This window comes from Vibrio hepatarius (assembly GCF_043642085.1).
Taxonomy (GTDB): Bacteria; Pseudomonadota; Gammaproteobacteria; order Enterobacterales; family Vibrionaceae; genus Vibrio; species Vibrio hepatarius_C.
Window position 1 is genome coordinate 30804 of sequence record NZ_JBHZSA010000007.1, and the last position, 24140, is coordinate 54943.

Here is a 24140-nt window from a genome sequence, read left to right on the forward strand (position 1 = left end):
TGGAGCTAGGGTTTAGTTGAGACGGAACTTAGCGATGAGATTGCAGTTTGTCGCGGTATCGATATCTTGTACCAACTGAGCAATCTTCGGATTCGGGTGGCGCTTCATAAACTCTACAAGGGCTTTTTTACAACATCCCATCGAGTCGATGAAAGCGTCACAATCGGTATTCGGGCATTGCGGTACCAAGGTCAGCACTTTTTCTGAGGCTAACTGTAGATATTTAAGCTCGTACTTAATATCGCCAATATTGCGCCAAAACATTGCCATATTGTGGCATGAAATCACAGAAATCATCAGTCGGTCTTCGACATCAACGTCAGTTTCATCACCGATACGCTCACTTAAGGTAAGGGCCTGTTGGTAGTGAAGAATACTGCGCAAGTGGTCATTTTCCTTTAATGCCATATCAGCGAGTAGAGTATGTTTCTCCCATTCTGCAATAGCCATTGTTGTGATCTCCTAACTCCGAATAGGTAGAGGTTAAATGATAATTATTATCGAGTAAAGTTAAAAAAATGGAACAGCGAAGTGCTGTCCCATTTTTAATAGCATTGATGGCTGTGGCTTAGCCTTCTAAACCGGCTGAAGCTTGTTTGTTTTGAATTAATTCAATCATGTAGCCGTCAGGGTCTTTTACAAAAGCGATATGAGTTGAACCGCCTTTTACTGGGCCAGGTTCACGAGTTACGTTACCGCCTGCCGCTTTAATTGCATCGCACGTAGTGTAAATATCATCAACGCCAATTGCGATATGACCAAACGCAGAACCGAGGTCGTACTCAGTTGTACCCCAGTTATACGTTAGCTCAATGACGGCGCCTTGAGACTCATCTCCGAAGCCAAGAAAAGCCAAAGTATATTCATACTCTTTGTTTTCATTGGTACGCAGTAGCTGCATACCCATTACGTCAGTGTAAAACTGAATCGATTTATCTAAGTCACCAACACGTAGCATGGTGTGAAGAATACGTCCATTTGACATTGTCTGTTCTCCTAATCTTCTGGGTAAACTTTTTCTTTGAATTCACACAGGTCTTCGATGATGCAGCTACCACAGCGTGGCTTTCGCGCGACACAGGTGTAACGCCCATGAAGAATCAACCAGTGATGAACATCCAACTTAAACTCTTTAGGCACGACTTTGAGAAGCTTTTCTTCTACTTGGTCGACATTCTTGCCCATGGCCAGCTTAGTTCGATTGGAAACACGATAGATATGAGTATCAACCGCGATGGTAGGCCAGCCAAAAGCAGTGTTAAGCACTACGTTTGCCGTTTTTCGACCAACACCAGGTAGGGCCTCTAACGCTTCGCGATCTTCTGGAACTTCACCGTTGTGTTTATCAAGGATGATCCTACACGTTTTGATGACGTTCTCAGCTTTTGAGTTAAATAAGCCGATGGTCTTGATGTACTCTTTGACGCCATCCACACCCAAGTCAAATAGCCCTTGTGGCGTATTCGCGACCGGATAGAGTTTATCGGTCGCTTTGTTAACACTTACGTCGGTTGCCTGAGCTGAGAGCAGTACCGCGATCAAAAGTTCAAATGGGGTACTCCAGTTGAGCTCTGTTTGCGGGTTGGGATTGTTCTCTCTAAGACGCTCTAGGATTAATCTTCGTTTGTCTTTGTTCATGTTGAGGCTGCTTTCCAGTGCTTGTGTTCATCAATACAGAGTTTGTTTGATGACTATTATTGGTTAGTCACTCTTGCTCGTTCAATCGCTTGTTTTTCTGGTTTTGGCTGACGAGCGGCAATCTGTTTATCGATAACATTCTTAAGTGCAATAAGCAGTCCCACACCAATAAAGGCACCTGGTGGGAGCAGTGCTAATAAGAAACTATTATCGAATTGGAATACTTCAATACGGAGTGATGTTGCCCATTCGCCGAGCAGTAAATCCGCACCGTCGAATAGGGTGCCATTACCGATGATTTCGCGCATTGCGCCGAGTATGGCTAACACACTTGTCATACCTAGCCCCATCCAAAAACCATCTTGAGCAGAAGGTAACACATCATTTTTTGAAGCAAACGCTTCTGCACGACCAATGATGATACAGTTGGTTACGATCAATGGAATAAAGATACCTAGCGATAGGTATAGACCGTAAGCGTATGCGTTCATCAATAGCTGTACACAAGTAACCAGCGCGGCAATGATCATGACGAATACTGGGATGCGCACTTCTTTCGGCACGTAATCACGTACCAGTGAAACCGTGACGTTTGAACCGACCAATACCAGTAGGGTTGCAATACCGAGGCCCAACGCGTTAGTGACGGTTGAAGAAACCGCCAGTAGTGGACATAGACCCAGTAGCTGAACCAGCGCAGGGTTGTTATCCCACATGCCATTTTTAATCAGTGTTTTATGGTCACTCATTATTGCCTCCACAATTTAGTGGCTGAGACTGAATCTGGTCACGATTGCTATTGACGAAATCTACTGTGTTCTTGACCGCCTTCACTACCGCGCGTGGTGTAATGGTTGCGCCAGTAAACTGATCAAATTGGCCACCATCTTTGCGTACTTTCCAATCGGCTTGATTGTTGTCAGTCACTTGTTTACCGGTAAAGCCAAGAATCCAGTCAGAGATACGTAGGTCTATTTTATCACCAAGCCCCGGTGTTTCTTGGTGGCTTAAGATGCGAGTGCCGGAAATCGTGCCATCTTGCTCAATACCCACAATAATTTTAATCGCGCCGTTATAGCCATCAGGTGCGATGGCTTCAATCGCCATGGCTGACGGTTCACCGTTGAGTGTCGCCATGTAGACTGGCATTGCTTGGTCAGTACCTAGTTTAGGATCGCTGACTAAGGTACACGCTTGATAAAGGTCGTTATCGTGCAAGTCGTGGGGAATGACTTGGTTTAATACTGAAAGAAGCTGCTTCTGCTCCTGTAGTTGAATACGATCTTTTGTTAAATAGTTGGTCAGCGCAACAACCCCCGTTGATGCACAGGCAAAAATCGCTAAAACAGCACCATTTTTTTTAATTGCATTTAACATGATAACGCCTTAGTGACCGTAGGTTCTTGGTTTGGTGTAGTAATCAATCAATGGTACACACATATTGCCGAGTAGCACTGCAAATGCAACACCATCAGGGAAGCCACCCCAAGAACGAATGATAAAGACCATTGCCCCAATGAATGCACCAAAGATCAATCGACCTTTGACGGTCGTTGAAGCTGAAACTGGGTCAGTCGCGATAAAGAATGCACCCAGCATGGTCGCACCTGAAAGCAGGTGAATGGTTGGTGATGCCGTTGTACCAGGGCTTAGCAACATAAATAGGCCACTAATCAGGGTTAAGCTAACTAAAAAGCTTACCGGAATATGCCAATTAATGACTCGCAGTTTAATAAGAAGCAAGCCGCCGACTAAATAAGCGAGGTTAACCCATTCCCAACCAATACCCGCTAAGCCGCCGAACTGGGGTTGAGTTAGTGCTTCACTAGCGGTATTTCCTGCAGTTAAGGCTGTCTTGAATGCATCCAGTGGCGTCGCCATGGTTATGCCATCAATACCAGTTCGAATTTGTTGCAGCGAAAGCCCTTCAAGGTTAAAGCCGGTGAAAATGAGCGAGAATGCATCGCCACTAGATACAGGTGTAGCTTGAAGCTCTTGTGGAGAGATCCAACTGGTCATTTGTACTGGGAATGAAATAAGCAGCACAACGTAAGCGACCATTGCTGGGTTGAAAAGGTTCTGGCCAATACCGCCGTATAGATGCTTCGCAATTACAATGGCGAAAATCAAACCGATAGTGATTACCCACCACGGAGAAAGTGGCGGTATCGCAATTGCAAGTAACCACGCTGTCACTAAGGCACTGTTGTCTCTTAGTGCAGACATTGGTGGGCGCTTTCTTGCGAGCATAACAAGTGCTTCAAGACTTAAGCCAATGACAATAGCCAATAGTAGTTGGATGATCGTGCCCCAACCAAAAAAGTATGTCTGAGCGGCTAAGCCGGGTAGGGCACAAAGCGCTACCCATTTCATTAGGTCAGGAGTGCTTCTACGACTATGCGCGTGGGGTGAGCTGGCAATAAAAAAGGCCACTACTCTTTCTCCTCAGTTTGTTTTTGTTGTTCTTTTTCGGCTTTACGAGCTTTAGCTCGGGCAATAGCAGCAGCAACGGCCGCTTTCTTTGGATCTTCCTCGACAGGTTGTTCCTCGGTAGCGTCATTGCCATTGCTTTCGTCTGCTTTTACCGCTTGTTGCTCAGCTTTACGTGCTTTGGCACGGGCGATGGCAGCAGCAACGGCCGCTTTCTTCGGATCTTCCTCAACGGGTTGTTCCTCAGTAGCGTCATTGCTTTCATCTGTTTTTGCCGCTTGCTGTTCAGCTTTACGCGCTTTGGCACGGGCAATGGCAGCAGCGACGGCGGCTTTCTTCGGATCTTCCTCGGCAGGTTGTTCCTCGATAGAGTCATTGCTTACATCTGTTTTTGCCGCTTGTTGCTCAGCTTTACGCGCTTTAGCTCGGGCAATCGCAGCAGCTACAGCGGCTTTCTTATCGTCTGAAGCTGGTGGAACATCCGATTCATTTGACTCGCTTGCTTGCGCTTTCTTCGCTTTAGCACGGGCAATCGCAGCAGCTACAGCGGCTTTTTTATCGTCTGAAGCTACTGGTGCATCAGACTCAACTGACTCACTTGTTTGCGCTTTCTTCGCTTTTGCGCGAGCAATAGCAGCGGCAACTGCAGCTTTCTTATCTTCTGCAGGAGCATCTGAGCTAGCGTTTTGTGCCTGTTCGGCTTTTTTCGCCTTGGCACGGGCAATGGCTGCTGCGACAGCATCTTTCTTGTTGTCCGTTGAGCTTGCAGTATCTTGTTGCTCTTTGGCTGCTTTGCGTGCGCGAGCTTGTTGCTTACGCTCTTCACGCAGTTTAGCCATTTCTGAGTTATCAGGTTCAGCTTGACCACTCGCGGCAGCTTGTTTTGCTTTCGCTTTGGCAATCGCAGCTGCAACTGCAGGTTTAACGGCTTTCTCTTCTGGCGAGCTTGCTTCTGATTTCTGAGCTTTAACGCGTGCAATCGCTGCCGCAATAGCGTCATCACTGCCTGTCGATTTCATCTCTTTACGACGATCGTCAGCGGCTTTCTTAAAGCGGTTTTCGCGTGCCGCTTTATCGCGTTCTAGACGTGCTTTCTTCTCTTCGAAACGCACCTTAGCGCGCTCTGCTGATTCTGACTCTTCTTTACGGGTACGGATTTCCGCTTTTGCTTGGCGGTAATATTGCACCAGTGGAATTTCACTTGGGCAGACGAAGGCACAAGCGCCACACTCAATACAATCTTTGATATTGAGTTCTTCACACTTATCTAACTCTTCGGCTTTTGAATGCCATAAAAGCTGTTGTGGCAGTAGAGATGCAGGGCACGCTTCGGCACATTGTCCGCAGCGGATACAGGCCATTTCATACTGGTTTGGTGAAATTTCTTTGCGTGTTGGCGCTAGAATACAGTTAGATGTTTTGGTGATCGGCACCTGTGCATGGGGCAGGGTAAAGCCCATCATTGGACCACCCATGATTAGCCGAGGTAACTTCTTATCGGCTTTGTAACCAAACTCATCAAGTAATGACTGAACTGGAGTACCAAGCAGTGACCAGACATTACGTGGTTGCTTGAAGGTGTCACCAGTTAATGTCACGATTCGATCGACCAGTGCCTCACCGTCAACCACAGCACGTTTGATAGCGTAGAGAGAACCGACGTTCTGAACCAAAATACCGATGTCTGCAGGAATACCGCCATTTGGCACTTCCTTATCAGTTAGGATTTTGATCAGCTGCTTTTCACCACCAGATGGGTATTTGGTCGGAATCACGCGGATAACAATATCTTTATGCTCAGCTGCTTTCTGTAAGGCTTTAACGGCTTCAGGTTTGTTGTCTTCTATACCAATAACCGTCAGTTTTGGTTTTAGAATATGTTCAACGACCTCAATGCCTTGGATGATTTCATCTGCGTGTTCACGCATCAGCATATCATCGGCAGTAATGTAAGGTTCACACTCCGCCGCATTGATGATCAGAATCTCTGTGCGAGCTAAACCCGATTGAATTTTTTTCGCGGTAGGGAAACCTGCACCACCCATACCTGAGACCCCCGCTAAACGGATTTTTTCGATCAGTTCGTCAGGTGTGCGCTGGGAAAAGTCACCCCATGTTTCACGTTCTACCCAAGCGTCTTCAAAATCAGGTTCGATAACGATACAAGTTTCACTCAGACCTGATGGGTGCGCGGTGGTTCTTGGCTCGATAGCGACCACGCGACCAGAAGTCGGCGCGTGGACTGGCAGCATGAAACTCATGTCGTATTTGGTTAGCGCTTGGCCTTTTAGCACCTGTTCGCCAACCTCGACTGTTAGGGTTCCGGGTTTACCAATATGCTGTTTTACCGGTAAAACAATTTCAGCGGGTATTTGCGCGCGCGCAATGGCGGTCTTGACCGACTGAGTTTTGTTTTCTGCTGGGTGTACACCGCCGGGAAATGTCCACAGCGCACCAGATTTGATTTGTTCGATTAGTGACAACATACCAGTCCTTAATTCACACTTTTCTGCTCAGCAGCAGAATCGGTAATATCAACAACAGGAATGGCGTCCATTTGCCACTTCCAGCTCGCTGTAGTGGTTTCTACAGGTATCATTTCAATACAGTCAGTAGGGCACGGGGCAACACAAAGGTCGCAACCTGTACACTCATCCTTAATGACGGTGTGAAGTGCTTTTGTACCGCCGACAATCGCGTCAACAGGACAAGCTTGAATACATTTAGTACAGCCAATACACATATCCTCGTGGATAAATGCGACAGTCTTTACCGCATTTTCAAGGTCATGTGCAGAGTCAGTTGCTTCAACGCCCATTAGATCGGCAAGCTTTTCGATCGTTGCTTGACCGCCCGGAGGGCACTTATTGATCTCATCGCCATTAGCGATAGCTTCCGCATAAGGACGGCAGCCTGGGTAGCCACACTGGCCACACTGGGTTTGCGGAAGAATATTGTCGATCTGATCGACGATAGGATCCGCTTCTACTTTGAAACGGATCGAGGCAAAGCCTAAAACGGCGCCAAATATCGCGGCAAGAACAGCGATAGCAATAACTGCGATTAATATTGAGCTCATTACAACTTCACCAAACCTGTAAAGCCCATAAAGGCTAGTGACATCAAGCCTGCGGTGATCATCGCAATAGAGGCACCTTTAAAAGGAGCTGGGACGTCAGCAGCGCCAATACGCTCACGCATTGAGGCAAATAGAATCAGTACAAGTGAGAAGCCTACAGCAGCACCAAATCCATAAATGATCGATTCAATGAAGTTATGGTTTTCGTTGATGTTCAGCAGCGCAACACCGAGCACTGCACAGTTAGTGGTGATCAGTGGCAGGAAGATGCCTAGCAATCGATACAAGGTCGGGCTGGTTTTGTGGACCACCATTTCGGTAAATTGCACCACAACGGCAATCACCAAAATAAAGCTCATCGTACGCAGATATTGCAGATGTAATGGTTCAAGGATGTAACTTTCAACTAGGTAGGCGCACACGGATGCGAGAGTCAGCACGAAAGTCGTTGCTAACCCCATACCAATCGCGGTTTCTAGTTTTTTAGAAACGCCCATGAATGGACATAAGCCCAAAAACTTCACCAGTACAAAGTTGTTAACCAGCACAGTGCCGACCAACAACAAAAGATATTCGGTCATAGTTATTTATTTAAGAAATTCCGATCCCAACATTATCCTGCTTTGCCAGTTCAATAACAACCAAGGAAAGATAAGGTTTTATATTGTTGAGTAAAAATTATACGAGATTGTCTTAAAAAAGTTGAATAAATACGTCTAGGTGAAGGAAATCGAACGCTTATCTTTCACGATATGAATATTTTCTAGATGAAAAGAGCAGCAAATACTGCTCTTTAGGAGAAGGTTTATTGAGGAACTAAGCTAAAGTTTGGATTGAAAACTAATCCCACTTTAGAACTGGCCAGTTGTGATGAGTGGCCTGTTGAGCTAATTGAGGACATGGATTGACCAGGTAAGCGTAATCTGCATATTCGCATAAAGGTAAATCGTTGATCGAGTCCGTATAAAAGTGGATCTCACTGTAGGCTTTTGGCTGTGCGTCTAGCCATTGTTTTAAGCGAGTCACCTTGCCTTCTCGATAGCTTGGAACTCCCGCTATCTCGGCCGTGTAGTAATCGTTCCTTTCAACCAAGTCGATGCCAAGCGCAGTGCTAATGCCAAGTCGACGACCGACCGCTTCGACTAAAAATGTCACACTAGCTGAAATGATCACCATATCAATCCCATCACGTGAGAGCTGCTCGATTAAGGTCTTTGATTGGGCAAATTGCTTATTTAGAATGTGGTTCTCTACACACTCTTCCACCAGCGCATTGACTCGATCGGTAGGCATATTAGCCAGCGGCGCGATGGAAAACTGTAAATAGTCTTCCATATCCATTTTACCTTCAGCGTAGAGCTTCATTAAGCGCTGATCTTGTTCGATAAAGTCAGGTTGGGTGACTATGCCTTTCTCAACCATAAACTGATTCCAAATCATCGCGCAATCGGCGTTGATTAGGGTTTCGTCCATATCGAATACGTACAAAGGTTTAGGCATGTTTAGGCACTCACAGGTTGGATTTCGTTAAGGTTAAACAGTAGCTCTAATTGACTGCCATTAGCCAGTAGCCGCTCTGATGAACGATTGAGTAAATCAACCGTGAGTTCGCACTCTTCAACGTCTACTTGGTAGCGGATCACGTTACCCAATAGCTGATGGTTTTTGATCGTCGCAACTTGCGGTGACGAGATATGCTCACCATAGTGGCGGCCTTGCTCTTTGACGTAAATGGATTCTGGGCGAATCGCTACTTTCCACTCAGTGTCGATATTGAAAAGCTGCTTCGCATGATTTGCTTCAACTAGGTTGTAATGACCCATAAACCCAGCGACAAACTCGTTAGCGGGTTGAGTGTAAATCTCTTCTGGTGTGCCTGCTTGGACGATTTCGCCTTTATTCATTAGAAAGATACGATCAGACATGATCATCGCTTCTTCTTGGTCGTGAGTAACGAAAATGGTGGTCAGGTTCATCTCTTTTTGAATATCACGGATTTGCTGACGTAGATGCTTACGGATTTTGGCATCCAGTGCGGATAAGGGTTCATCAAGTAGCAAGATTCGCGGTTTCACCACTAATGCGCGGGCGAGGGCAACACGCTGACGTTGACCGCCAGAAAGTTGGTGTGGGTAGTGTTTCTTTTTACCTTTGAGATCAACCAGCTCAATCACTTTGGCAACTTCAGCTTGAATGGTATCGGCACCCAGTTTTTTCATCTTCAAACCAAAGGCGATATTGCCTTCAACTGTCATGTTGGGGAATAGGGCATAAGACTGAAAGACCATGCCAATGCCACGCTCCTGAGGCACTTGGTGAGTGATCTCTTCATCGTTGACCCAAATCTCACCACCATCAACTGGGTTTAACCCTGCAAGGCTGCGCAGCAATGTCGATTTACCACAACCACTTGGTCCGAGAAGGGTGATGAACTCTCCTTGCTCAATAGTGAACTGAATATCTTCAAATACGGTGTTGTCGCCAAAACGTTTCGTCAGGTTGTGTGCAGTTACGTAACTCATGATTGTGCTCCTCGGCTAAAACGACTTGCTAGCCAAGTTAGTAAGAAAATAAATAGGAAGTAGGTCATCACTAGAGCAGAGGTAAAGTGGCCGCTAGTTTGACGCATGTTGTATAGGTAGATTTGTAGGGTTTCGTAGCGAGTGCCGACTAAGATATTGGCAAAAACGAATTCCCCTAATAAGAACGAGAACGATAGGAACAGTGAGGCCATTAACCCCTTTTTCACGTTCGGTAGAATGATCATCAGAAACGCTTTGGTGGTGCTGGCACCGAGCAGATGGGCGGCATCCATTAAGTCGTGCAGATTGATCGCATCAAAGCTATTTGAAATTGCACGATACATAAATGGCAGCGCGATGGTGAAGTATGTACCAATCAAGATCCAGGGCGTGCCAATTAGGGATATTTCACTGTCGGCGTAAAGCTGAAGTAAGCCGACCGATGACACAACAGGCGGCACGGCGAAAGGCAGCAATATCATGATGTTCATTAGCTTATCCAGTTTCGGAAAGTAATAAAACACCACAAAAATTGCCGGTAGAATCAATGCAACGCTCAGAGTTAATGAGGCGATACAGATAAACAGTGAACGTCCAAATGCTTGCAAAAATCGCGGGTCTGTAAGTAGTTTGATATACCAATCTAATGTAAAACCGTCAGGAAGAATGGTCGCGCCCCAACGTGATGAGATTGAATAGACAAAGGTAGCCAGTATCGGTATCAACATAATGGTGACGATGGTGTACACCACGGTTTGGTGGAATCGAGTATTAATATTTTGCATCACTTACTTCCTAGCACTCTTGCCCGCGTAGCTTTTAGAAATCAGCCATTGGTTAATGACTGTAATGAAGGCGAGAAGAAGCATCAGAATGACCGAAATTGCTGCGGCTAGGTTTGGCTCAAGGAATAAATCACCAGAAACCAGGCTCGCAATACGAATGGTAATAAGGTTGTAGTTACCCGAAGTTAGCGCGTAAACGCTGGCATATGCGCCAATCGCATTGGCAACTAAGATAATGAAAGTGCCCAACAGTGCCGGAGAAAGCACAGGTAACGCCACCTTTGTCCAATATTGAGATGTACGCGCACCGAGTAACGATGCCGCGGCTTGCCAATCATCACTTAAGGCATCAAAGGCAGGGTAGAGCAGCAATACCGCAAGGGGGATTTGGAAATAGATATAGATCGCCAACAAGCCCCATTTTCCATACAGGTCAAAATCACCGAGCAAGCCATATTGCTTAAGTAACAAGGTAATTGCCCCATTGGTGCCCAAAATAATGATGAAGGCGAAGGATAAAGGCACACCAGCAAAGTTGCTGCTCATGTTGGTAAAGGCAATCACGCCATCACGGATTCGAGAATTTACCCAACGTAGCGAAGAAACCAATACAGTGGCAATCAATAGGCCGATGATGCTTGACCACACCGCCAGCCATAAACTGTTGCCAAAAGCCTGCATCATAAACGCAGAATCGAACACTTCAATGTAGTTATCGAGAGCAAATTTATCATCGTAGATAAAGCTGTTGATCAGCACCCAAATCATCGGTGCTAATTGAAACAGGTAGAAGAATAGCGCGAAAGGGGCCAGCCAGAGGGCGGGTCTTACTCGCTTTAACCATGTGCCCACGGTCGCTTGGCGTGGCTCACTAGTGCTGGGAGTGAGAACGGAGCTGCTCATAGTGCTAACAATTCCTGAGTATAAGATTTTGTGTGGTCGAGATTTAATAGCTGGCAAACCGTGCCGCAGAGATCAGTTTGTTTGATGTGGCACTCCTGGTGAGTGAACTTGTCACCAATCACAAACAACGGCACTTCACGCTCTTCGGCGAGAATACCGCCGTGAGAAAGATCGTTGTTCATGCCATGATCACTGGTCACCATCACTTGATAGCCATCGCTAAGCCATTGCTCGATATAGTTAGAAAGAATAATGTCGGCGTGGCGAGCGCTATTACGATACTGACGAGAATCTAAGCCGTGTTTATGACCCATATCATCAATGTTCATCGGGTGGATCAGTAAGAAGTCCGGCTGGTGGGTTTGACGTAAGTGCTCAGCATCTAGGAACAGGGCTTCATCAGGGTAGTGGTCCCAATGATAGAAACAGCCATGTTGGATATTGAGTGACTCGTCATGGGTAAAGCGGTCACGCACTGGAATAAACGGCGCGCGATTGTAAAGCTCACTAACCCAGTGATAAGCCGCTGCAGCAGTCACTTTACCTTGTGATTTAGCGAGGCTGAAAATGGAGTCGTGAGTCGATAGGCGCACGATATCATTGTTAGTGATGCCGCTTTCAACCGGGCGAACACCAGTCAAAATACATTCATAAAGTGGGCGTGACAGTGATGGTAATTCGCATTGTATTGGATACAGCGTTGCACGCATGCTTGGCTGCGGATGACGTTGTTCTAAAAGACCGTTTAGGTAGCCCATACAAGTTTGGGCTACCTGATAGTTCAGTCCATCTAGAACAACAAGGATAACCTTATTGCTCATAGTTACAGGCTCTTATTGCTGGTGAATCAAGACACTTTCTTGCCATTGGCGAGGCAACTTACGTGCTGACTTTTCCCACGCTTTGAAATCAGTCACTGGATGAACATTGCTGTATTGGTCATTAGCAATCAATTTGTCTTGTACCGATTGAGGTAGAGTCACATCAGTACGGATTGGGCGCGCATAACCTTCGGCTAAGTTGATTTGGCCTTGGTCGCTGAAGATATATTCGCGAGCAAGTTTAGCTGCGTTAGGGTTCTTAGCGTATTTGTTGATAATGGTGGTGTAACCTGAAATGACCGAGCCATCTTGAGGAATATTGACCGAGAAACGCTCGCGGTCAATTTGGTCACGGTAACTAAGTGCATTGAAATCCCACAGAATCGCCACTTCCACTTCGCCTTTTTCTAGGTTAGCGATACTTGGGTTAGTGAACGATAGGCGACCTTGCTTGGATAGCTCAGCGAAGAACTTGATCGCAGGCTTTAGGTTAGACTCGTCACCGCCGTTAGCAAAAGCAGCAGCAAGGACTGCGTTGTTGGCCTGAGACGCAACACCGACATCACCAACGGTAACCTTGTAGTCACCTTTCAGTATGTCAGCCCATGTTTTAGGCGCATCTTTAACTAAGTTGTTATTTGAGATAAACGAGATAGTGCCAGTGTAGGCTAGAGCCCAGTGGCCATCTTTGTCTTTTGCCCAGTCTGGAACATTACTCCAAGTGGTTGGTTTATAAGGTTGAGTGACGCCCTTTTTCACTGCTACTCGGGCAAACGCAAAACCGACATCACCAATATCAGCGGTAGCGTTTTTCTTCTCAGCTTCGAACTTTGCAATTTCTTGCGCTGAGCTCATATCGGTATCTTGATGTCTCAAACCGTAGTTTGTTTTCAAGTCGAGCCAAGTATCTTTCCAGTTGGCCCAGCTGTCTGGCATACCTACACTGTAAACTGCTCCTTCTTTTTGCGCGGCTTTAACCAGTGATTCTAGGTCTGCATCTTTTGCCATTGCTGGCAGTGATAATGTTGCAGCGATCAGTGCTGCTGGCACGATTTTCTTTGCGGAAAAAGTAGTTGAACGATTTAGCAAAGTTTTCATTGTCTCTATCCTTCTGGACTAGGTCAGTAAGTTCGAAAATTATCCTAGGCAGAAAGTGTGACGATTTGGCGCAACTATTTTGACAGTTTTGATGCGTTTCTATGGCAGTAATATTTCATCAGTACGAAATGTACCCTACGTTAAGGTATGTCATATTTTTGTTATCTGCTGCTCTTATTGTTTTGGTTACATTACCAATGGGCTAAATCACAACATGAGCGTCGTCGTAAGCTGTCAACCCCAGACACAGCTAGGAAAAATCAAAAAGAGCTTAAGAGAACAAATTCATTCTGGAAGTTTGGCTGAAGGGCAAAAGCTACCTTCGGAAAGAGACCTCAGCCAACTGTTTTCAACCACACGCATCACATTGAAAGATGCACTGATCTCACTAGAGACAGAAGGACTGATATATAGAGAAGAGCGGCGAGGCTGGTTTGTGTCGCCAGAACGGATTTGCTACAACCCGCTATCGCGTACTCACTTTCATCAAATGATTCGAGATCAGCACCGCATCGCCGAGACTAAGTTGGTGAATGTGCGTAGCGAAGTCGCTGCAGGTGAATACGCAAGGGCTTTAGAGGTAGGGCTCTTGACGCCAATCCATATTATAGAGCGACTGCGTTATATTGATGGGCGCCCGGTGTTATTTGTTGAAAACGTGCTTAAAGCGTCGCTATTTGACGGCATCTTATCTGAAAACTTAACCATGTCGCTGACCGGAATTTATCGTGAAAAGTATGGTTATGAGACGCAGCGCTCTCGATTCGATGTCATACCGACTTCAGCGCCTTCTCATGTCGCTAAAGCGTTGAACCTTGTAGAAGGCCAACCTGTATTAAAAATATGTCGCGTGAACGATAAGCAAGATGGTGAAGTGATGGACTGCGAGCATGAGTACTGGCGGCCTGATGCGGTGATGCTCAGAATAGAAAGTGTCGAATAGGTTCTATCTGCTAGAAACAAAAAAGCCGCATCAGTAGATGCGGCTTTTTCTAAAGTTGGCTCCTCCTGCTGGGCTCGAACCAGCGACCTGCGGATTAACAGTCCGTCGCTCTACCAACTGAGCTAAGGAGGAATTGCTTTAAAGCGAGGCGAATCTTAGCTATGGAAATATCGGGTGTCAACTCTCGACAGTTAAAATAATTGCAAATATTCGCACTTTTTTCGCTTTACTTTTCTGTATCCCTTATCCAGCAAGGGCTATATTTACTTATCCACCAAAATTGTGGATAAGTGTGTGGGTTAAAATTGAGTAAGTCAGAATAATGTAAAATATCAACGGACAAGCGCTATTGTCGGAAGGCGAAAGGAAGTCATAACGTACTGTAAAATGGGTATTTATAGCTGATTCTGGATAAAGTGACAAAAGTTGAGTGTCAGACGTTAGCTGTGGGTATTTTGCTATTTCTAGAGAAAAATGTGAATAACTTGTGGGCGAAAAAGTGAGTTTTTCTAAGGTGTGGATCTGGTGGGCGAAGAATAATATCAGGTTCATCAGTAATGATCTAGTGACTAATGAAGACTTTCAATAAAACAGCGATTAATTTCTTTTGTAGCTATTGTGTCTGTATATATATACAGACACAATAGAGGTACTGACTACCTGCGAATAGAGTTCGAATATGAGTAAAGTTTTTGATTTGGTGTCTGACTATCAACCGTCAGGTGACCAGCCAACCGCAATACATCAGTTGCTTGAAGGCTTAGACTCAGGCCTAGCCCATCAAACCTTACTTGGGGTTACTGGTTCAGGTAAAACTTTTACCCTAGCCAATGTGATCGCGAGTGCACAGCGGCCAGCGATTCTATTAGCGCCGAATAAAACTCTGGCAGCTCAGCTCTATGGTGAAATGAAGGCGTTCTTCCCGAACAACGCGGTCGAATACTTTGTCTCATACTATGACTATTACCAACCTGAAGCTTACGTTCCTACCACGGATACGTTTATCGAAAAAGACGCGTCGGTCAATGCGCATATTGAACAGATGCGTTTGTCGGCGACCAAAGCCTTACTCGAACGAAAAGATGCCATCATTGTCGCTTCTGTCTCTGCGATATACGGCTTAGGTGACCCAGAATCCTATTTGAAAATGATGCTACATGTTCGTCGCGGGGACGTGATGGATCAGCGCGATATTCTTCGCCGCTTAGCCGAGCTTCAATACAGCCGCAATGATGTTGCGTTTGAGCGTGGTCAGTTCCGTGTGCGTGGCGAAGTAATCGACATCTTCCCGGCGGAATCGGATCAAGATGCGGTTAGAATTGAGATGTTTGATGATGAAATTGATTGTATCAGTGTGTTCGACCCACTTACTGGAGCGGTAAAACAACGCGATCTTGCTCGTTATACTATCTACCCAAAAACGCACTATGTGACGCCTCGTGAGCGAATCCTTGCAGCGATTGAAGATATTAAGGTTGAACTGGAGAGCCGCAAAAAGTACCTGCTGGATAACAATAAATTATTGGAAGAGCAGCGTATCTCTCAACGTACTCAGTTCGACATTGAAATGATGAATGAGTTGGGCTTTTGTTCGGGCATCGAAAACTACTCGCGCTACTTAAGTGGACGCAGTGAAGGTGAGCCGCCACCGACGTTATTTGACTACCTTCCTCATGATGGCTTACTGATTATTGACGAATCCCACGTAACGGTGCCGCAAATTGGCGCTATGTACAAAGGTGATCGCTCACGTAAAGAGACGCTGGTGGAGTTTGGTTTCCGCTTGCCGTCAGCGCTCGATAACCGACCAATGAAGTTTGAAGAGTTCGAGTCGATTGCCCCACAAACTATCTTTGTTTCGGCAACGCCTGGCAACTATGAGCTCGAAAAGTCAGACGGTGAAATTGCTGATCAGGTTGTGCGCCCAACCGGTCTTTTAGATCCTGAACTTGAAGTGAGGCCCGTTGCAACTCAGGTTGATGATCTACTTTCTGAAATTCGCATTCGAGCGGCAAAAGATGAACGCGTGCTTGTGACGACGCTGACCAAGCGTATGGCAGAAGATTTAACCGAATATCTCACCGAGCATGATGTTAAGGTGCGTTACTTGCACTCAGATATCGATACTGTAGAACGAGTAGAAATCATTCGAGACTTACGCTTAGGTGAGTTTGATGTACTCGTCGGGATCAACTTGCTGCGAGAAGGCTTAGATATGCCAGAGGTTTCTTTAGTGGCGATTCTTGATGCCGATAAAGAGGGCTTCCTACGTTCTGAGCGTTCTCTGATTCAGACCATTGGTCGTGCAGCGCGTAACCTCGCCGGTAAAGCTATCTTGTACGCTGATTCGATTACTAAATCGATGGAAAAAGCTATGGGTGAAACTAGCCGCCGTCGTGAGAAGCAGCAAGAATACAATGCTAAAATGGGGATTGAGCCACAAGCGCTGAAACGTAATATCAAAGATATTATGGAGCTTGGTGATATCGCTAAGGGTAAGAAGCAACGCACTAGCAAGGCGGTACCACTGTCTAAAGTGGCCGAGCCGTCACAAAGTTATGATGTGATGACCCCTCAACAACTGGATAAAGAGATCAGCAAACTCGAAGCTCAGATGTACCAGCATGCGCAAGACTTGGAGTTTGAGCTAGCAGCGCAGAAGCGCGACCAAATAGATAAATTACGTAGCCAGTTTATTACTAATAGCTAAGTTATTTAAATTTGAGGCAAAAAAATAGCCAGTAGAAACAGGGTTCTATTGGCTGTAATTTGTGAATACTAAGTTCACTAACAACGTCAGTTGGCTAGGTGACCCTTGCGGGTCATAAGATATTTAGCAGATAGCGTGCCAAAATAATTCTGGTGAAAATGAGCCATTCATCACCATAATTGAGTATTTATTAGCTTTTAAATTGCATAATGCAAAGCCTAATGCAATGATTTATACAAAATGCGAAGAATACCCTGGCTAGGTTATGCAACATAATACGCAAAAGAAAAACGCAAAATATTTATTAATGGTAGAAGACACCGCTTCAGTGGCGGCCTTGTATCGTTCTTATCTCACACCACTTCAAATTGATATCAATATTGTTGGCACTGGACGTGACGCAATTGATAGCCTGAATTTTAGAACACCAGATCTGATCCTGCTTGATTTACGTCTCCCAGATATGACAGGCATGGACGTACTGCACGCGGTGAAAGAAAAGAACCCTGATGTTCCTGTTATCTTTATGACGGCGCACGGTTCGATTGATACCGCTGTTGAAGCGATGCGACATGGCGCTCAGGATTTCTTGATTAAGCCCTGTGAAGCAGACCGCTTACGTGTCACCGTCAATAACGCGCTACGCAAAGCGAACAAGCTGAAGAATGATGCGGACAGTTCTGGTAGCCAAGGTTATCAAGGCTTTATCGGCAGTAGCCATACCATGCAAGCTGTATATCGAACCATTGACTCGGCCGCCAGCAGTAAAGCGAGTATTTTCATTACTGGTGAAAGTGGTACCGGTAAAGAGGTGTGCGCAGAAGCGATTCACGCGACGAGTAAGCGTGGTGATAAACCGTTTATCGCAATCAACTGTGCGGCTATTCCAAAAGACCTGATTGAAAGTGAGCTGTTTGGTCACGTCAAAGGGGCCTTTACTGGTGCAGCGACCGATAGACAAGGGGCTGCCGAACTTGCTGATGGCGGCACACTGTTTCTCGACGAACTGTGTGAAATGGACCTAGAATTACAAACCAAGCTTTTGCGATTTATCCAAACGGGTACCTTCCAAAAGGTGGGGTCTTCTAAAATGAAGAGCGTGGATGTGCGTTTTGTTTGTGCCACCAACCGAGATCCATGGAAAGAGGTCGAAGAAGGGCGCTTTAGAGAAGATCTCTACTACCGCTTATACGTGATACCACTTCACCTTCCACCACTTCGAGAACGTGGTGACGACATTATTGAAATTGCCTATTCATTGCTTGGTTTCATGTCGAAAGAAGAAGGGAAAGACTTTATCCGACTAGCGCCTGAAGTGGTTGAACGTTTCGCGCGGTATGAATGGCCGGGCAATGTACGTCAGCTACAAAATGTGCTGCGTAATGTGGTTGTGTTGAACAATGGCCGAGAAATTCATTTAGAGATGCTGCCACCGCCATTAAATCAACCTTCAGCCAATGAAATTCGAGTGATGCTGCCGCAACCAGATTCGGTATCGGTACAAGATATTTTCCCGCTATGGCTAACTGAAAAGAATGCTATTGAGCAGGCAATTAAAGCCTGTGATGGCAATATTCCAAAAGCGGCAGGATATTTGGATGTCAGTCCATCGACCATTTATAGAAAATTACAGGCATGGAACGCCAAGGAAGTACAATAGTGGATATTTTAAACCAGAGTAAGATTGATCGATTAGCGGGTGAAATTGGAGCAGATAATGTGCCGGTTTTGCTTGATATATTCTTGGGTGAACTAACTATGTATATCGACAACCTAACTCAGCAAGATCAAAGTGAGCATGACGCCTATATGAAAGAGATTTGTCATGCTTTGAAAAGCAGTGCCGCCAGTTTTGGTGCCGAAGCTTTGTGTGCGTATTCGGTTGAAATTGATAGCGTGGCAAAGTCAGGTGCTTTGCTTAATATTGAGCAGGATGTAGCGAAAATGATATCTCTGCTCAGAGAAACTCAGCAGAGATATCAGACGTTAGTCAGCTAACAAAAACTCTACCGCTTGCTGAAGCTTTGTGCGATCGTGACGCCAGTCTCGGTTAGGTGAAGCAAGCGGTACGGTAACGCAGTTCCACTCAGAGAGCTCAGGGTGAGGCTCCTCTCCAAGCACAACATCAATTTTGCGTCCACGGCATGAACGCTCACACCATTCTAACTTTTCCTTCAGAGTCATTTTGCCTGCAGGCCCATATTCAGGCGATAGGTTCTCGACAAAGATAAGTTGCGCTTTGGTGTTGCAAGAAATGGCTCTACCGACTTCTGGTAGGAGAAGCGGTGGCATGATGCTGGTTAAAAAGCTGCCTGGCCCTAAAATGATCGCGTCCGCTTGTTCAATGGCCATCACGCCTTCTTTCGTCGCTGGGACTTCTGGTTCTAGGTCGAGCCTTAGTAGCTTATCCGGCATTTCATCGACACTGGTTTCACCGGTGACCCAACGTCCATCTGGCGAGAGCGCTTTAAGGTCTGAAGGGTGTTCGGACATCGGGATGATATTGACGTCCACCTTGAGCATATTGCGGATAAGATTGGTTGCATCCAATGGTCTTACTGAAAGGTTGTCTAACGCAGTCAGCATTAGGTTACCAAGGTTATGGCCATCTAGCTCACCAGCTCCCTTGAAACGGTATTCAAACATCATCGAGCTGATGGAAGGATCAGTGATAAGCTGATTGATGCAGTTGCGTGTATCACCCCAAGCAATGCCCCCCTGGCAATTGCGGATTCGACCAGTTGAGCCACCATTATCCGTGGTGGCAACAATCCCCGTGGCATTCGAGCCAAACTCTTTAAGCGCGGCAAGCATACGGCCAAGACCGTGACCACCACCAACAGCTACGATTTTTTTGCTAGCGTAAATTGTCATGCTGAGCTTCTATTCTATTTATAACCAACTACAATTTAGATTATTGCATTAATATCCCCTACTCAAGAATAGGTAAAATGAGCAGTAAGCAGGATTTTTTGGCTTTAAAGGTAGAAACACACACAATTATTAAGTATTTTATAGGCTAGCTGCTACCCATACGTGAGGTAGTTGCCATAACTCCGAGCTCAATAAGCTAAGTTCACAATGAATAAGCGTGCTGAGCCAGTGACATGTTGTCACAAGGGCAAAGTTGGAAATGACTCTGCCTCCCGTGTTTGGAAAGGTGTTCCGTGGCGCAACAATTCGAAGATAGATTCCATCGTAAGTTTTATTACTTGCGACTTTCCGTTACAGACGTCTGTAACTTTAAATGCACATACTGTTTACCTGATGGTTACAAACCTTCGGGGCAGAAAAACTCGTCTTTTTTAGCACTACCAGAGATTAAACGTGTCGTTAGAGCGTTCGCAGATTGCGGAACGTCTAAGGTGCGTATTACCGGTGGTGAGCCGAGTTTACGCAAAGATTTCAATGACATTATCCATGCAGTCGCTTCAACGAAGGGTATTCGTAAAGTGGCAACCACAACCAATGGCTATCGTATGGAGAAACAAGTCGCGGATTGGAAAGATGCTGGCCTGACTCATATTAATGTCAGTGTCGATAGCCTAGATCCTCGAATGTTTCATCAAATTACAGGCGAAAATAAGTTCACTCAAGTAATGGGCGGTATCGACCGTGCATTCGAAGTGGGCTATGAGCAAGTTAAAGTCAATGTTGTACTGATGAAAGACTTAAATGCTCATGAATTGCCAGCCTTTCTAAACTGGATTAAAGACCGCCCAATCCAACTGCGTTTTATCGAGCTGATGCAAACCGGTGAAATGGATGAGTTATTCCAACGTCATCATGTCTCTGGCGTCGCGATTCGTAATCAACTTATCGCCAACGGTTGGCTATTGAAGGTTCGTGATCACAATGACGGACCTGCGCAGGTTTTTGTCCATCCTGATTACCAAGGTGAAATCGGTCTGATTATGCCTTATGAAAAAGACTTTTGTGAAAGCTGTAACCGCCTGCGTGTCTCTGCGCTTGGTAAGCTTCACCTTTGTCTATTTGGCGATCACGGCGTAGAGCTAAGAGATTTACTGCAAGAAGATTCTCAAGAAGCTGCGCTGATCAAGCGAATTCAAGAGCAGTTGCAAACTAAATCAGTCAGCCATTTCCTTCATGATGGAAATTCAGGCATGACGCCGCATTTAGCCTCTATTGGCGGCTGATCTTTCCAATCAATATCAATTTATCGACTAAGCATGAGCTTAGAGCGAACAATACTTTAAGAAAAATAGGTGAACAAATGGGTCACGCAGAAAGCAAATTCCAACCAGCTAATATTGCCGTACTAACTGTTTCAGATACTCGTACAGAAGAGAATGACACTTCTGGCGGTTACCTAGTCGAGAACGCGAAAGAAGCAGGCCATAATGTTGTTGATAAGCAAATTGTTATTGATGATATGTACAAGATTCGTGCGATTGTTTCTCAGTGGATTGCTGACGAAAACGTTCAAGCAATCATGATTACTGGCGGCACTGGTTTTACTTCACGTGACAGCACTCCAGAAGCGCTAAAACCACTATTTGATAAAGAAGTTGAAGGCTTTGGTGAGTTGTTCCGCCAAGTGTCTTACGAAGAGATTGGTACATCAACCATTCAATCTCGCGCGATTGCAGGTTTTGCTAACCATACGGTTATTTTTGCAATGCCTGGCTCTACAGGTGCTTGCCGCACGGGTTGGACTAAGATCATCAAGCAACAGCTAGATGCAAGTCACCGTCCATGTAACTTCATGCCTCACCTATCTGTTTAACATCCGGAGCAAACCATGAGCGAATTTACTCATATCAATGCTTCTGGCGAGGCGAATATGGTTGACGTGTCAGCGAAAGCTGAAACCGTACGCGAAGCGCGCGCGGAAGCGTTTGTTCACATGGCTCCTGAAACATTGCAACTGATCGTATCTGGCTCTCACCATAAAGGTGATGTGTTTGCAACGGCACGTATTGCAGGTATTCAAGCGGCGAAAAAAACCTGGGATTTGATTCCTCTTTGCCATCCATTATTGTTGTCAAAAGTTGAAGTTCAACTTGAAGCGATTGAAGCTGAAAATATGGTTCGTATTGAATCTGTGTGTAAGCTAGCAGGTAAGACTGGGGTAGAGATGGAAGCGCTGACAGCCGCTTCTGTTGCTGCATTGACTATCTACGATATGTGTAAAGCGGTACAGAAAGATATGGTGATTGGCCAAGTTAGACTGTTAGAGAAAACGGGCGGAAAATCGGGTCACTTTAAGGTGGAAGCATGATTAAAGTACTATTTTTTGCGCAAACTCGCGAGCTAGTGGGTGTCGATGAACTTCAGCTAGAAGGTGACTTTCAAACGGTAGAAGCGATTCGTAGTCACCTTGCTAAGCAAGAAGGTAAATGGGATATCGCCTTAGAGCAAGGCAAGTTGCTTGCTGCGGTAAACCAATCCATTGTTCCTCTTGAACACCCAATTCAAGCAGGTGATGAAGTTGCCTTTTTCCCGCCAGTAACAGGTGGTTAATGATGGACAATCGAGTTTCTGTACAGTTTGATGATTTCTCTATTGGCGCGGAATATGACGCGTTAGCGCAAGGTACGGCTGCCGGCGCTGTGGTGACTTTTGTTGGTAAAGTTCGCGACATGAACCTAGGCGACAATGTGACTGGCTTATCCCTTGAACATTATCCTGGAATGACTGAGAAAGCTCTGGGAGAAATCTGTGACGAGGCAGAAAAGCGTTGGCCGTTACTGAATATCCGAGTGATTCATCGTGTTGGCGACTTAGACATTGGTGACCAGATCGTGTTTGTTGGTGTCTCCAGTGCTCATCGAGGCGCAGCCTTTGAAGCGTGTGAGTTTGTAATGGACTACTTGAAGACCAAAGCCCCGTTTTGGAAGAAAGAGCGCACCACTGAAGAAACTCGCTGGGTCGATTCAAGAGACTCCGACGCTAAAGCGGCTGAGCGCTGGCAAAAGTAACGCCTTAGCACTTAACTCTGTTTTACTTAAAGCTCCCTAGTGATAGGGAGCTTTTTTCATTTCCACTCAATTGATGAATCGAGCCGCGCTGTTGGCTCTTAGCAAAGAACAGTGCCTTGTCTGCAATGGCGATAAACTCTTCGGCTTTCATCGTTTCAGGCATGAGCTTATATTGTTGAACACCGATGGTGATTGAGAATATATTGCCGACAGTCGAGGCGTTATGTGGAATGGCTAGACTTTTTACATCCGTTTGAAGTTGTTTTGCCCTTGATAAGATTTCATCATCAGAGGTATTGGGAACAAATACCAAAAACTCATCACCACCATATCGAAAGCAAAGGTCACTTGGTTTTGCCCAAGCTCTAATCGTTTGACCTAGAGAAGAAAGGACTCGATCTCCTTTGATATGTCCGTAGCTGTCGTTATATTGCTTAAAACAGTCGATATCGATCATTAAGAGAGCAGCGCCAGAGAGTTCGAGCTTAGCCAGTTCAATCGCGTCAGGTAGCAGCGAATCCAATGCATAGCGGTTGTAGATTTGGGTTAGGTGGTCAATATAGGTGAGCTTTTCTAGTTCTAGCTGATTTTGAGCCAGCTTATCGAGTGTTCTCTTGTATTCGGTAATATTGCGCACTGTCCATAATACGAGTGACGTATTGGGCAATGGGATCACTAGGGCGCTAAAGTGCTGGGTGTCGGTTGGCCCCTCAATACCTTCGAAGCATGTAAGATCGTTTGGATCTAAGTTGTATTCAATTTCTGTCGCTGTTTGGCTTTCAATCACATCGACAATGACTTGGCTAAACCAGACTGCTTTGTCAGCAGGGAGTACTTGGTATTGATTGAGGCCAATCAAAGCGGAGGGATTATGGTGACGCTTGGTGTCTCTACCTCCCCATGCTTCAACATAGGTCCCTGACTTATCGATAAGAAAAGTCGGCTCTGGCATTGCCTCAAACACCACATGCATTAAGTCCGGATTGTTTGTAACTTCCGCCGAAAAAATGGATTTCACCATCTGTACTCCTCTGGGTTACATCGCACTCCTTATATAGTTTAGTCTCTAGATGGAGAGTTAGAGAGCGCTTTGAGCTTAAAGCCACGCATTAAGTCATGAAAGATTGGAGTCGAAGGTTCGTCGCTGTAGCGCACAGTTTGACAGGCCTTTCAGTGTTCAACAGGATAGAACTGATAGCACTTCGAAACGTGATAGGTAGCGTCTATTGTAAAAATTGTTGATTTCCATTTAGTAAAATCAAGAAATTA

At 45.6% G+C, this 24140-nt stretch carries 26 protein-coding genes, 1 tRNA gene and 1 riboswitch; of the genes, 9 read left to right on the forward strand and 18 right to left on the reverse strand.

Annotated features, from left to right (window positions below; all coding sequences use genetic code 11):
- Positions 1-12: 12 nt before the first annotated feature.
- The 15 genes from ACHUFZ_RS14415 to ACHUFZ_RS14485 form a co-directional block, all read right to left on the reverse strand.
- Positions 13-450, reverse strand: a complete 438-nt coding sequence (locus ACHUFZ_RS14415) for a DUF2753 domain-containing protein (protein WP_394127694.1) — start codon at positions 448-450, stop codon at positions 13-15.
- A 118-nt stretch (positions 451-568) separates the two neighbouring features.
- Positions 569-985, reverse strand: a complete 417-nt coding sequence (gene gloA / locus ACHUFZ_RS14420) for a lactoylglutathione lyase (RefSeq protein WP_053440322.1) — start codon at positions 983-985, stop codon at positions 569-571.
- Positions 986-996: 11 nt separating this feature from the next.
- A complete protein-coding gene (gene nth, locus ACHUFZ_RS14425; protein ID WP_134835129.1) occupies positions 997-1638 on the reverse strand; it encodes an endonuclease III in 642 nt (213 codons plus the stop codon).
- 56 nt (positions 1639-1694) lie between these two features.
- Positions 1695-2387, reverse strand: coding sequence for an electron transport complex subunit E (locus ACHUFZ_RS14430; protein WP_394127695.1), 693 nt, complete (start codon positions 2385-2387; stop codon positions 1695-1697).
- Complete coding sequence (rsxG, locus tag ACHUFZ_RS14435) at positions 2380-3015, reverse strand: electron transport complex subunit RsxG (RefSeq protein ID WP_394127696.1); 636 nt, start codon at positions 3013-3015, stop codon at positions 2380-2382. The genes ACHUFZ_RS14430 and rsxG overlap by 8 nt, the downstream gene beginning before the upstream one ends.
- A 9-nt stretch (positions 3016-3024) precedes the next feature.
- A complete protein-coding gene (rsxD, locus tag ACHUFZ_RS14440; protein WP_394127697.1) occupies positions 3025-4071 on the reverse strand; it encodes an electron transport complex subunit RsxD in 1047 nt (348 codons plus the stop codon).
- The gene (gene rsxC / locus ACHUFZ_RS14445; RefSeq protein WP_394127698.1) at positions 4071-6554 is read right to left on the reverse strand and encodes an electron transport complex subunit RsxC; all 2484 of its coding nucleotides are present in this window, start codon (positions 6552-6554) and stop codon (positions 4071-4073) included. Before rsxC ends, rsxD begins: the two co-directional genes overlap by 1 nt.
- 8 nt (positions 6555-6562) lie before the next feature.
- A complete protein-coding gene (rsxB, locus tag ACHUFZ_RS14450) occupies positions 6563-7147 on the reverse strand; it encodes an electron transport complex subunit RsxB (RefSeq protein WP_004414935.1) in 585 nt (194 codons plus the stop codon).
- Complete coding sequence (gene rsxA / locus ACHUFZ_RS14455; protein ID WP_004418311.1) at positions 7147-7728, reverse strand: electron transport complex subunit RsxA; 582 nt, start codon at positions 7726-7728, stop codon at positions 7147-7149. The genes rsxB and rsxA overlap by 1 nt, the downstream gene beginning before the upstream one ends.
- Before the next feature lie 259 nt (positions 7729-7987).
- Positions 7988-8647 carry an HAD family hydrolase gene (locus ACHUFZ_RS14460; protein ID WP_394127699.1) on the reverse strand — a complete coding sequence of 220 codons (660 nt, stop codon included), beginning with the start codon at positions 8645-8647 and terminating at the stop codon, positions 7988-7990.
- Between the two features lie 2 nt (positions 8648-8649).
- Positions 8650-9669 carry an ABC transporter ATP-binding protein gene (locus ACHUFZ_RS14465; RefSeq protein WP_394127700.1) on the reverse strand — a complete coding sequence of 340 codons (1020 nt, stop codon included), beginning with the start codon at positions 9667-9669 and terminating at the stop codon, positions 8650-8652.
- Positions 9666-10454: an ABC transporter permease gene (locus ACHUFZ_RS14470; protein ID WP_394127701.1), complete on the reverse strand. Its 789-nt coding sequence runs from the start codon at positions 10452-10454 to the stop codon at positions 9666-9668. The genes ACHUFZ_RS14465 and ACHUFZ_RS14470 overlap by 4 nt, the downstream gene beginning before the upstream one ends.
- Positions 10455-10457: 3 nt before the next feature.
- Positions 10458-11357 carry an ABC transporter permease gene (locus ACHUFZ_RS14475; protein WP_394127702.1) on the reverse strand — a complete coding sequence of 300 codons (900 nt, stop codon included), beginning with the start codon at positions 11355-11357 and terminating at the stop codon, positions 10458-10460.
- Positions 11354-12178 (reverse strand): alkaline phosphatase family protein, encoded by an 825-nt coding sequence (locus ACHUFZ_RS14480; RefSeq protein WP_394127703.1) that lies wholly within the window; start codon positions 12176-12178, stop codon positions 11354-11356. The genes ACHUFZ_RS14475 and ACHUFZ_RS14480 overlap by 4 nt, the downstream gene beginning before the upstream one ends.
- Positions 12179-12190: 12 nt before the next feature.
- Positions 12191-13276 carry an ABC transporter substrate-binding protein gene (locus tag ACHUFZ_RS14485; protein ID WP_394127704.1) on the reverse strand — a complete coding sequence of 362 codons (1086 nt, stop codon included), beginning with the start codon at positions 13274-13276 and terminating at the stop codon, positions 12191-12193.
- A gap of 214 nt (positions 13277-13490) precedes the next feature.
- Here ACHUFZ_RS14485 and ACHUFZ_RS14490 point away from each other — a divergent pair, with 214 nt between their 5' ends.
- Positions 13491-14219: a UTRA domain-containing protein gene (locus ACHUFZ_RS14490; RefSeq protein WP_394127705.1), complete on the forward strand. Its 729-nt coding sequence runs from the start codon at positions 13491-13493 to the stop codon at positions 14217-14219.
- 56 nt (positions 14220-14275) lie between these two features.
- Here the strand turns inward: ACHUFZ_RS14490 and ACHUFZ_RS14495 are convergent.
- Positions 14276-14351: transfer RNA gene (locus tag ACHUFZ_RS14495), tRNA-Asn, on the reverse strand.
- A 547-nt stretch (positions 14352-14898) separates the two neighbouring features.
- Between ACHUFZ_RS14495 and uvrB the strand changes: the two genes are divergently transcribed.
- From uvrB to luxU, 3 genes are all read left to right on the forward strand, one after another.
- Positions 14899-16929 (forward strand): excinuclease ABC subunit UvrB, encoded by a 2031-nt coding sequence (gene uvrB, locus ACHUFZ_RS14500; protein WP_394127706.1) that lies wholly within the window; start codon positions 14899-14901, stop codon positions 16927-16929.
- Positions 16930-17194: 265 nt separating this feature from the next.
- Complete coding sequence (gene luxO, locus ACHUFZ_RS14505) at positions 17195-18589, forward strand: quorum-sensing sigma-54 dependent transcriptional regulator LuxO (protein WP_394127707.1); 1395 nt, start codon at positions 17195-17197, stop codon at positions 18587-18589.
- Positions 18589-18927, forward strand: coding sequence for a quorum-sensing phosphorelay protein LuxU (gene luxU / locus ACHUFZ_RS14510; protein WP_394127708.1), 339 nt, complete (start codon positions 18589-18591; stop codon positions 18925-18927). Before luxO ends, luxU begins: the two co-directional genes overlap by 1 nt.
- On the opposite strand, the gene ACHUFZ_RS14515 is transcribed toward luxU, so the two are convergent.
- Positions 18916-19803 carry a YvcK family protein gene (locus tag ACHUFZ_RS14515; protein WP_394127709.1) on the reverse strand — a complete coding sequence of 296 codons (888 nt, stop codon included), beginning with the start codon at positions 19801-19803 and terminating at the stop codon, positions 18916-18918. The genes luxU and ACHUFZ_RS14515 overlap by 12 nt on opposite strands.
- A 168-nt stretch (positions 19804-19971) precedes the next feature.
- A riboswitch (molybdenum cofactor riboswitch) is annotated at positions 19972-20108 on the forward strand.
- Here ACHUFZ_RS14515 and moaA point away from each other — a divergent pair.
- The 5 genes from moaA (at position 20097) to moaE (ending at position 22871) form a co-directional block, all read left to right on the forward strand.
- Positions 20097-21086: a GTP 3',8-cyclase MoaA gene (moaA, locus tag ACHUFZ_RS14520; protein ID WP_394127710.1), complete on the forward strand. Its 990-nt coding sequence runs from the start codon at positions 20097-20099 to the stop codon at positions 21084-21086. It overlaps the preceding riboswitch by 12 nt.
- Positions 21087-21163: 77 nt before the next feature.
- Positions 21164-21676, forward strand: a complete 513-nt coding sequence (moaB, locus tag ACHUFZ_RS14525; RefSeq protein ID WP_004414904.1) for a molybdenum cofactor biosynthesis protein B — start codon at positions 21164-21166, stop codon at positions 21674-21676.
- Positions 21677-21691: 15 nt separating this feature from the next.
- On the forward strand, positions 21692-22171 hold the full coding sequence (gene moaC / locus ACHUFZ_RS14530; RefSeq protein WP_004414902.1) for a cyclic pyranopterin monophosphate synthase MoaC: 480 nt from the start codon (positions 21692-21694) through the stop codon (positions 22169-22171).
- Positions 22168-22413: a molybdopterin synthase sulfur carrier subunit gene (gene moaD / locus ACHUFZ_RS14535; protein WP_394127711.1), complete on the forward strand. Its 246-nt coding sequence runs from the start codon at positions 22168-22170 to the stop codon at positions 22411-22413. The genes moaC and moaD overlap by 4 nt, the downstream gene beginning before the upstream one ends.
- 2 nt (positions 22414-22415) lie before the next feature.
- Positions 22416-22871 (forward strand): molybdopterin synthase catalytic subunit MoaE, encoded by a 456-nt coding sequence (moaE, locus tag ACHUFZ_RS14540; protein WP_394127815.1) that lies wholly within the window; start codon positions 22416-22418, stop codon positions 22869-22871.
- A gap of 22 nt (positions 22872-22893) precedes the next feature.
- On the opposite strand, the gene ACHUFZ_RS14545 is transcribed toward moaE, so the two are convergent.
- Positions 22894-23889: a sensor domain-containing diguanylate cyclase gene (locus ACHUFZ_RS14545; protein WP_394127816.1), complete on the reverse strand. Its 996-nt coding sequence runs from the start codon at positions 23887-23889 to the stop codon at positions 22894-22896.
- Between the last annotated feature and the right edge of the window lie 251 nt (positions 23890-24140).

Coding starts and splice junctions, on each gene's coding strand:
- ACHUFZ_RS14415 (WP_394127694.1), bottom strand. CDS start 450: ATGGCTATTGCAGAATGGGAGAAACATACTCTACTCGCTGATATGGCA.
- gloA (WP_053440322.1), bottom strand. CDS start 985: ATGTCAAATGGACGTATTCTTCACACCATGCTACGTGTTGGTGACTTA.
- nth (WP_134835129.1), bottom strand. CDS start 1,638: ATGAACAAAGACAAACGAAGATTAATCCTAGAGCGTCTTAGAGAGAAC.
- ACHUFZ_RS14430 (WP_394127695.1), bottom strand. CDS start 2,387: ATGAGTGACCATAAAACACTGATTAAAAATGGCATGTGGGATAACAAC.
- rsxG (WP_394127696.1), bottom strand. CDS start 3,015: ATGTTAAATGCAATTAAAAAAAATGGTGCTGTTTTAGCGATTTTTGCC.
- rsxC (WP_394127698.1), bottom strand. CDS start 6,554: ATGTTGTCACTAATCGAACAAATCAAATCTGGTGCGCTGTGGACATTT.
- rsxB (WP_004414935.1), bottom strand. CDS start 7,147: ATGAGCTCAATATTAATCGCAGTTATTGCTATCGCTGTTCTTGCCGCG.
- rsxA (WP_004418311.1), bottom strand. CDS start 7,728: ATGACCGAATATCTTTTGTTGTTGGTCGGCACTGTGCTGGTTAACAAC.
- ACHUFZ_RS14460 (WP_394127699.1), bottom strand. CDS start 8,647: ATGCCTAAACCTTTGTACGTATTCGATATGGACGAAACCCTAATCAAC.
- ACHUFZ_RS14465 (WP_394127700.1), bottom strand. CDS start 9,669: ATGAGTTACGTAACTGCACACAACCTGACGAAACGTTTTGGCGACAAC.
- ACHUFZ_RS14470 (WP_394127701.1), bottom strand. CDS start 10,454: ATGCAAAATATTAATACTCGATTCCACCAAACCGTGGTGTACACCATC.
- ACHUFZ_RS14475 (WP_394127702.1), bottom strand. CDS start 11,357: ATGAGCAGCTCCGTTCTCACTCCCAGCACTAGTGAGCCACGCCAAGCG.
- ACHUFZ_RS14480 (WP_394127703.1), bottom strand. CDS start 12,178: ATGAGCAATAAGGTTATCCTTGTTGTTCTAGATGGACTGAACTATCAG.
- ACHUFZ_RS14485 (WP_394127704.1), bottom strand. CDS start 13,276: ATGAAAACTTTGCTAAATCGTTCAACTACTTTTTCCGCAAAGAAAATC.
- ACHUFZ_RS14490 (WP_394127705.1), top strand. CDS start 13,491: ATGAGCGTCGTCGTAAGCTGTCAACCCCAGACACAGCTAGGAAAAATC.
- uvrB (WP_394127706.1), top strand. CDS start 14,899: ATGAGTAAAGTTTTTGATTTGGTGTCTGACTATCAACCGTCAGGTGAC.
- luxO (WP_394127707.1), top strand. CDS start 17,195: ATGCAACATAATACGCAAAAGAAAAACGCAAAATATTTATTAATGGTA.
- ACHUFZ_RS14515 (WP_394127709.1), bottom strand. CDS start 19,803: ATGACAATTTACGCTAGCAAAAAAATCGTAGCTGTTGGTGGTGGTCAC.
- moaB (WP_004414904.1), top strand. CDS start 21,164: ATGGGTCACGCAGAAAGCAAATTCCAACCAGCTAATATTGCCGTACTA.
- moaC (WP_004414902.1), top strand. CDS start 21,692: ATGAGCGAATTTACTCATATCAATGCTTCTGGCGAGGCGAATATGGTT.
- moaD (WP_394127711.1), top strand. CDS start 22,168: ATGATTAAAGTACTATTTTTTGCGCAAACTCGCGAGCTAGTGGGTGTC.
- moaE (WP_394127815.1), top strand. CDS start 22,416: ATGGACAATCGAGTTTCTGTACAGTTTGATGATTTCTCTATTGGCGCG.